This is a genomic window from Streptomyces sp. NPDC031418 (assembly GCF_055581605.1).
Genome location: NZ_JBVIJC010000043.1, coordinates 20,413 through 28,092, shown reverse-complemented (window position 1 = coordinate 28,092; position 7,680 = coordinate 20,413). Strand labels below are relative to the sequence as shown.

General features: G+C 72.5%; 6 protein-coding genes. 2 read left to right on the top strand and 4 right to left on the bottom strand.

Features of this window, described 5'->3' with window-relative positions:
- Positions 1-343 precede the first annotated feature (343 nt).
- The gene (locus ACZ5CZ_RS38365) at positions 344-895 is read right to left on the bottom strand and encodes a MarR family winged helix-turn-helix transcriptional regulator (protein ID WP_385848370.1); all 552 of its coding nucleotides are present in this window, start codon (positions 893-895) and stop codon (positions 344-346) included.
- 110 nt (positions 896-1,005) lie between these two features.
- Between ACZ5CZ_RS38365 and ACZ5CZ_RS38360 the strand changes: the two genes are divergently transcribed.
- Positions 1,006-2,295, top strand: coding sequence for an MFS transporter (locus tag ACZ5CZ_RS38360; protein ID WP_385848369.1), 1,290 nt, complete (start codon positions 1,006-1,008; stop codon positions 2,293-2,295).
- Between the two features lie 54 nt (positions 2,296-2,349).
- Here the strand turns inward: ACZ5CZ_RS38360 and ACZ5CZ_RS38355 are convergent, their stop codons facing one another.
- From ACZ5CZ_RS38355 to ACZ5CZ_RS38345, 3 genes are all read right to left on the bottom strand, one after another.
- Positions 2,350-3,165 carry a class I SAM-dependent methyltransferase gene (locus ACZ5CZ_RS38355; protein WP_468949460.1) on the bottom strand — a complete coding sequence of 272 codons (816 nt, stop codon included), beginning with the start codon at positions 3,163-3,165 and terminating at the stop codon, positions 2,350-2,352.
- Between the two features lie 64 nt (positions 3,166-3,229).
- Positions 3,230-4,882, bottom strand: a complete 1,653-nt coding sequence (locus ACZ5CZ_RS38350; protein WP_385848366.1) for an ATP-binding SpoIIE family protein phosphatase — start codon at positions 4,880-4,882, stop codon at positions 3,230-3,232.
- Between the two features lie 130 nt (positions 4,883-5,012).
- Positions 5,013-6,392, bottom strand: a complete 1,380-nt coding sequence (locus ACZ5CZ_RS38345; protein ID WP_468949458.1) for an NAD(P)/FAD-dependent oxidoreductase — start codon at positions 6,390-6,392, stop codon at positions 5,013-5,015.
- Positions 6,393-6,767: 375 nt separating this feature from the next.
- Here ACZ5CZ_RS38345 and ACZ5CZ_RS38340 point away from each other — a divergent pair, with 375 nt between their 5' ends.
- Positions 6,768-7,508 carry a TetR/AcrR family transcriptional regulator gene (locus ACZ5CZ_RS38340; protein ID WP_385848364.1) on the top strand — a complete coding sequence of 247 codons (741 nt, stop codon included), beginning with the start codon at positions 6,768-6,770 and terminating at the stop codon, positions 7,506-7,508.
- Positions 7,509-7,680: the final 172 nt, after the last annotated feature.

Below are 7,680 nucleotides of genomic sequence, written 5' to 3'. Positions count from 1 at the left end.
CCTTCGGTCTTGCGTTTCCGACTCTATCAGATCCTTTCGGCGTCTGATCCCCAGTCAGCGGGGTTTGTCTTCCCGGCCGTTGGGCCGTTCCGACGTCTCAAACCTTAGCGGATCTTCCCGGCGATTCCCAATCGGGCCGCCGAGTCCCTTTTCGAATTGAATTCGGGCACGCCGAATACAACCCCGCTGGGAGATCGTGCTGGTGTTTGAGGGTGCCGCTCGAGGCGGCGGAGGTGCTGTCGGAGAACCGTTACGGCTCCGCGACAACCCGAAGAACTTTACGGATCCGGCAAGGGCGTGTCAAACGGCCCCTGTCAAGATCTTTTACAAGCGCTCGTCCGGCTCAGTCGAGGTCGCTGAGCCGGCCGCCCGCGTCCGGCTGGGCGTGCTCCACCCGGCGCAGCAGCCGGGTGAGGACCTCGCCGAGCACCTGGCGCTCCACCGGGGTCAGGTCCTGGAGCAGCTCCTCCTCGAAGACGGTGGCCAGGCGCATCGCCTCCAGCCACTTCTCGCGGCCTTCGGGGGTCAGCTCCACGATGACGCGGACCCGGTTGGACTCGTCGCGCTCCCGGGTGACCAGCCCCTCGGTGACCATGCGGTCGATCCGGTGGGTCATCGCGGCCGGGGTGAGGCCGAGCCGCTTGGCGAGGTCGCTGGGGCCCATGCGGTACGGGGCGCCGGAGAGGACGAGCGCCTTGAGGACCTCCCACTCGGCGTTGCTGATGCCGAGGGCGGAGGTCTGGCGGCCGTAGGCGACGTTCATACGGCGGTTGAGCCGGGAGAGCGCCGACACGATCTTCTCGACCTGGGGGTCGAGGTCCTGGAACTCGCGCTGGTAGGCGGCGATCTGCTCTTCGAGCGTCGGCTCTGTGACGTCGGGGGCGGTGTCGGCCATGGCCGCAGTATCGCACGCTGTGCCTTTGCGTTGAAGTCCTTCACTGTGTACTCTTTAGCTTCGAACTTTAGCTTTGAAGTCTTCACTCCTAACTAGTGAGAGAGGTGAACGTGACCAGGGCGATGGGCGCAGCGATGCGCCGGATCCACGTGGGCAACGCACTCAGCGCTTTCGGGCTCGGCTTCACGGTCCCGTACCTGTACGTCTACGTGGCGCAGGTGCGAGGCCTGGGGGCCATGACGGCGGGACTCGTGCTCGCCGTCTTCGCCGTGGCCGCGCTGATCGTGCTGCCGTTCGCCGGCCGGGCGATCGTGCGCCGCGGCCCGCTGCCGGTCCTGCTCGCCGCCCTGGTCACCGCCGCGCTCGGCGCGCTGAGCCTCGGGCTCGCGGGCAACGCCGCAGCCGTCCTGCTGTCGGCCGCCGCGCTCGGTGCCGGGCAGGCCGTGATGCAGCCGGCGCTCGCCACCATGATCGTGGACTGCTCCAGCGCCGACACGCGCTCGCGTGCGTTCGCGATGCAGTTCTTCCTCCAGAACCTGGGCCTCGGGGTCGGCGGCCTCATCGGCGGTCACCTGGTGGACACCACGCGCGTGTCGTCGTTCACCCTGCTGTTCGCGATCGAGGCGGCGATGTTCCTGCTGCTGGTCGGAGTGATGGCGACGGTGCGGATGCCGCACTCGCCGCGGATCGAAGACGCGCCCGCGCGCTCGGCGAAGGGCAGCTGGAAGCAGCTGCTCGGGAACCGGGCGATGGTGCAGCTGTCCGTGCTGGGCTTCGTGCTGTTCTTCGCCTGCTACGGGCAGTTCGAGTCCGGGCTGAGCGCGTACGGCGTGGAGGCCGCCGGGATATCCACCTCCGCGCTGGGGACGGCGCTGGCCGCGAACACGCTGATGATCGTGGTCGCCCAGTTCGCGGTGCTGAAGTTCGTGGAGCGGCGCCGGCGCTCCCGGGTGATCGCCGCGGTCGGGCTGATCTGGGCCGTCGCCTGGCTGGCCGCCGGGTACGCGGGGCTGGGGCACGGCAGCCAGGAGATGGCGACGGCCGCCTTCGTGTCGACGTACGCGCTGTTCGGTCTCGGCGAGGCCATGCTGTCGCCGACGGTCGCTCCGCTGGTCGCCGATCTGGCGCCGGAGGGCATGGCCGGGCAGTACAACTCGGCGTTCGCGCTGGTCAAGCAGCTCGCGCTGGCCGTGGGTCCGGCGGTGGGCGGACCCATGGGGGCCTCGCTGCACGCGCCGTACATCGTGACCTTCCTGCTGTTCTCGCTGGGCATCACCGTCCTGGCGCTGCGGCTGGGCCGCGGGCTCACCGCCGTACAGGACCGGCCGTGGCTGGCGCGCGGGACCCGGGTGGTCACGCGCGGAGGCGCTGCGCCGGAACCGGTGGCCGCACAGGCGTGAGCCGGGCGCGGGCGACGGCCGTCACCTCTGGGTGGCGGCCGTTTCGCGTACCGGTCAGCGGACCGCCGTGACCAGGACCGCCGTGAAGGGCAGGGTCGCCGTGCCGTCGTCGGCCGTGTAGGGGGCCAGCTCGTCGCGGATCAGCCGGGCGGCCCGGGTGAGCGCCTCCTGGCCGCCCGGCTCGGTGATCCGGGTGCTCCAGGAGGTGGCGGACAGATGGCCGCCCACGTAGTCGTCGAGCCGGGGCAGCGTGATGTCGACGGTGATCTGGCGCTGCTCGGTGCTCCGGTAGCCGGCGGTGCCGAGCGCGGTGGTGAGCTGTTCGGCGGTGCAGGCGAAGGCGTGCGCAAAGGTCTTGGCCGCCTCCGGTCCGCCGTACTCCTCGATGGCCCGGCCCAGAGCGCGGAAGTAGGGCTGGTCGTCGAGTGCGGCCCACACGGTGGCGGCGAAGCGGCCCTGGGGGCGGGTGACGCGGGCCGTCTCGGTGAGCGCGGCCGTGAGGTCGGGGAAGAACTGGGCGGCCTGCTGGCAGACCACGGTGTCGAAGGTGGCGTCGGGGTAGGGGAGCCGGTCGGCGGCGCCCACGGCGAACTCGATGTCCGGGTAGAGGCGGGGGTGGCGCTCCCGGGCCACGCTGACCATGCCCTCGTTGATGTCGATGCCGTACACCCGCCCGGCGGGCCCGGTCAGGGCGGCGGCCGCGCGGGCGGCGAAGCCGGTGCCGCAGGCGAGGTCGAGGACGGTGTCCCCGGGGTTGAGGTCCGCGGCGTCCAGGAGTGCGGTCACGAAGGGGGCCATGAGCGGGGCGACGTACGTCTCGTACCGCTCGGGTGCGCTGCCCTTGAGTTGAAAGCCCGGTGCGTCTGCCATAGGTCTGCTCTTAGCACCGGGCGGGCGGTACGGCCAGGTGCCGCGCAGGGGGTGCCATGAGGCGTCAGGGCTTTGCGCCCGGCAGGACGAACTCGCACCACACCGCCTTGCCGCCGCCCGGGGTGCGGCGGCAGCCCCAGCTGGAGGCGATCGTCGCCACGATCGCGATGCCCCGGCCGGACTCGTCGCCGGGTTCGGCGCGGCGGCGTCTGGGCAGGTGGTCGTCGCCGTCGGTGACCTCGACGATGAGGCGGCGGTCGGTGCGGCGCAGCCGGAGCCGCATGGGCGGGGTGCCGTGCTGGAGGCTGTTGGCGACCAGTTCGCTGGTGGCGAGGACGCCGAGGTCGTGCAGCTCCGCGGGGAAGCGCCAGCTGGTGAGGACGCCGGAGGCGAAGGCACGCGCGCGTGGGGCCGCTTCGACGCCGCCGAGGAGTTCCAGGGCGGCGTTGCGGAAGAGGTCGCCGTCGGGGCCCGTACGGGCCGGGTGCTGGAGGACGAGGACGGCCACGTCGTCGTCGTGGTCGGCGGTGACGCCGGCCGAGCGGACCAGGCGGTCGCAGACGACCTGGGGGCTGCCGGTGGCGCCGGAGAGGGCGTCCTCGAGGGCGGCGATGCCCTCGTCCAGGTCCTTGTCGCGGCGCTCGACCAGGCCGTCCGTGTAGAGGACGGCGGTGGCGCCGGGGCCGAGTCCGATGGAGCCGGAGGCGTGGATCCAGCCGCCGGTGCCGAGCGGCGGTCCGGTGGGTTCGTCGGCGCGGGAGACGGTGCCCTGCTCGTCGCGGACCAGGATCGGCAGATGGCCCGCCGACGCGTACACCAGCCGGCCCTCGTTGGGGTCGTGGACGGCGTAGACGCAGGTGGCGATCTGGTTGGGGTCGATCTCGGCGGCCAGGCCGTCGAGCAGCTGGAGGACCTCGTGCGGGGGCAGGTCCAGGCGGGCGTAGGCCCGGACGGCGGTGCGGAGCTGGCCCATGACCGCCGCCGCGCGGACGCCCCGGCCCATGACGTCGCCGATGACCAGGGCGGTGCGGCCGCCGCCGAGGGTGATCACGTCGTACCAGTCGCCGCCGACCGCGGCCTCGGTGCCGCCGGGCTGGTAGGTGGCGGCGATGCGCAGGTCGTCGGGTTGTTCCAGCTCCTGCGGGAGGAGGGAGCGCTGGAGGGTGACGGCGGTCTCGCGCTGGCGGCGCTCGCTGGCGCGCAGCCGTTCGGCGGCCTCGGCGTGGTCGGTGACGTCGGTGGCGAAGACGAGCACGCCGCCGTCGTGGTCGCCGTCCTCGGCTACGGGGGTGCAGGTGAAGGTGTACGAGCGGCCGTCGACGGCCTTGCGGGACTTCAGGGTGCGGGGCTTGGCGCTGCGCAGCACCTGGTCGAGGAGCGGGAGCAGGCCCAGCTCGGCCAGCTCCGGGAGCGCCTCGCGCGCGGGTGCACCGGTGGGTCTGGCGCCGAAGGCCGCCGTGTAGGCGTCGTTGACGTAGGCGATGCGGTGATCGGGGCCGTGGACCAGGGCGACGAGGGCCGGGACGCGGTCGAGGACGTCGCGGGCGGGCAGTTCGTCGACGGCGGGCACGGGGGCCGGCTCGTCGGTGGGCTGTTCGGCGCGGGCCGCGGGCACCGAGCCTTCTCCCCGCCGGTCCGGGGAGACCTGGGTCTCGGTCCGTGCCGCTGCGCGGCGCTGCGTTCCGGGGAGGCGGGCGCTCCAGCGCGTGAAGTTCACTTGGGAAGAAGCCTCGTGGGTGCTGTGGGCGGGCGGGTGCCCGTCCGCGGACGTGGGGCAGTCTGGCAGGGGGTGGGCCGCGGCGACATCCGTCAGACGCCGGAGCGGGCCGTGGAGTTCCTGAAGTCCGTCAGGACGACCCCTTCGGGTCGTCCGAGGGGCTGTGAGGAGGCTTTCCACCGGCAGCGAGTTCGAACTCCGCTCGCGGATGTTCGAGTGAACCGAGCGAGACGATCTCCCGTTTGAAGAGCCCGGCGAGGGTCCATTCGGCGAGGACGCGGGCCTTGCGGTTGACCGTGGGCACCCGGCTGAGGTGGTAGAGGCGGTGCATGAACCAGGCAGGGTAGCCCTTCAGCCGGCGCCCGTAGACCTGGGCGACGCCCTGGTGGAAGCCGAGGGAGGCGACGGAACCGGCGTACGCGTGCGCGTACGTCTCCAGGGGCTCGCCGCGCAGGGCGTGCGCGAGGTTGTCGCCGAGGGTGCGGGCCTGGCGCAGGGCGTGCTGGGCGTTGGGGGCGGTCACGGCGCCGGGCTCGGCGGCGGTGACGTCGGGTACGGCCGCGGCGTCGCCGGCGCCCCAGGCGTGTGCGGCGCCGTCCACGGTCAGCTGGGCGGTGCACTTGAGCCGGCCGCGCTCGGTGAGCGGGAGGTCGGTGGCCGCGAGCAGCGGGTGCGGCTTGACGCCGGCGGTCCAGACGACCGTACGGGTCGGGAAGCGCTGGCCGTCGCTGAGGACGGCGACGCGCCCGGTGCAGGACTCCAGGCGGGTGCCGAGCAGCACCTGGATGTTGCGGCGGCGCAGCTGGGTGACGGTGTAGCGGCCCAGCTCCGCGCCGACCTCGGGCAGGATCCGGTCGCTGGCCTCCACGAGGATCCACTTCATGTCCTCGGGGCGGAGGTTGTGGTAATAGCGCGCGGTGTAGCGGGCCATGTCCTCGAGTTCGGCGAGCGCCTCGACGCCGGCGAAGCCGCCGCCGACGAAGACGAAGGTGAGGGCGGCGTCGCGGATCGCGGGGTCGCGGGTGGAGGAGGCGATGTCCATCTGCTCGATGACGTGGTTGCGCAGTCCGATGGCCTCTTCGACGGTCTTGAAGCCGATGCCGTGCTCGGCGAGGCCCGGGATCGGCAGGGTGCGGGAGACCGAGCCGGGGGCGAGGACGAGTTCGTCGTAGCCGACGAGTTCGGCGGGGCGGCCCTCCTCGGCGGTGGCGAGCGTGCTGACGGTGGCGGTGCGCACCGCGTGGTCGATGGCGGTCACCTCGCCGATGACGACATGGCAGTGGTCCAGGACGCGGCGCAGCGGTACGACGACATGCCGAGGGGAGATCGAACCCGCGGCCGCCTCGGGCAGGAACGGCTGGTACGTCATGTACGGGTCGGGGGTGACGACGGTGATCTCGACGTCACCCCGTCTGAGCTCGGTCTTCAGCTTCCGCTGGAGCCGCAGTGCCGTGTACGTCCCGACGTAGCCGCCGCCGACAACCAGAATGCGCGCCCGTTCCTTCACCATCCCATGACGCACCCGGCGCAGTTGTTTGTCCACAGGCCCGGCAATTTGTGTGACTGGCGGGCGGGTGTGCGCAGGGCCGGGCGCGCGGCGGGGGCGGGGAGAAACGGGGCAGGTCAGCGGGGGCGGGCGGGAGGGCGCGAAGGGGTGGAATAGGGACGTACCAGGCCCGTACTCCGATCGAGGGGCGCACTGTGCGGAACCTGCCCCTTCTGAATTGACGGTCTCTCAACTATGTTCGTGTGTCGACGGGGTGTAGGGAATGTGGTCGAACCGGTCCGTGACGGGTGGATCCCGGTCGGGATGGACGCCGGTTCCGCGCACTCCGGGTTCAGGCGGGGAGTCTCCGGGGGGAGACGTCATGACCGGGGGAAACACATGCATGTTCAGGACACGCATTGGACGTCCGCAGCCACCGCTGTCGCCATCGGCGGCGGTGCCGGGACGATGAGTGCCGCAGGGGGCAACGGACGCGCGGACGGGGCGCGGACGGCGCCGCTGCGGGTGGACGCACAGCGCAATCTGGAGCACGTGCTGCGTGCGGCGCGTGAGGTGTTCGGCGAGCTGGGGTACGGCGCGCCGATGGAGGACGTGGCGCGGCGCGCCCGGGTGGGTGTCGGCACGGTGTACCGGCGCTTTCCCAGCAAGGACGTGCTGGTACGGCGGATAGCCGAGGAGGAGACGGCCCGGCTGACCGAGCAGGCCCGGGCGGCGCTCGGGCAGGAGGACGAGCCGTGGTCGGCGCTGTCGCGCTTCCTGCGGACGTCCGTGGCATCGGGCGCCGGGCGGTTGCTGCCGCCGCAGGTGCTGGTGGGCTCCGCGGTGGGCTCGGGCGAGGAGGCCCGGGTGCCTCAGCAGCGGTCGCAGCCGGACAGCGGTGCGGTGCGGCTGGGTCCGGGGGCCGACGAGGCCGGGGCCGGGGCGCTGCTGGAGGTCGTGGGCCAGCTGGTGGAGCGGGCCCGGGCGGCCGGTGAGCTGCGGACCGATGTGTCCGTGTCCGATGTGCTGCTGGTGATCGCCACGGCGGCGCCCTCGCTGCCGGACGCGGCACAGCAGGCGGCGGCGTCCGGGCGGCTGCTGGACATCCTGCTGGAGGGCCTGCGCTCGCGCCCGGCGTGACGGCGGCGGCCGGCGGTGCCACCGCCCGCCCCGGCCTCGCCGTCGGCGGCTGACGTCGGCTTCCGCCCGTACCACCGGCCGGCTTCCTCGGCCGGGGTGCGGGCGGGCCCTCGGATGATGCCCTCGTTCGAGTGATGTTCGGGGTGGTGCGGTGACAAGTGCGCTCGGATGA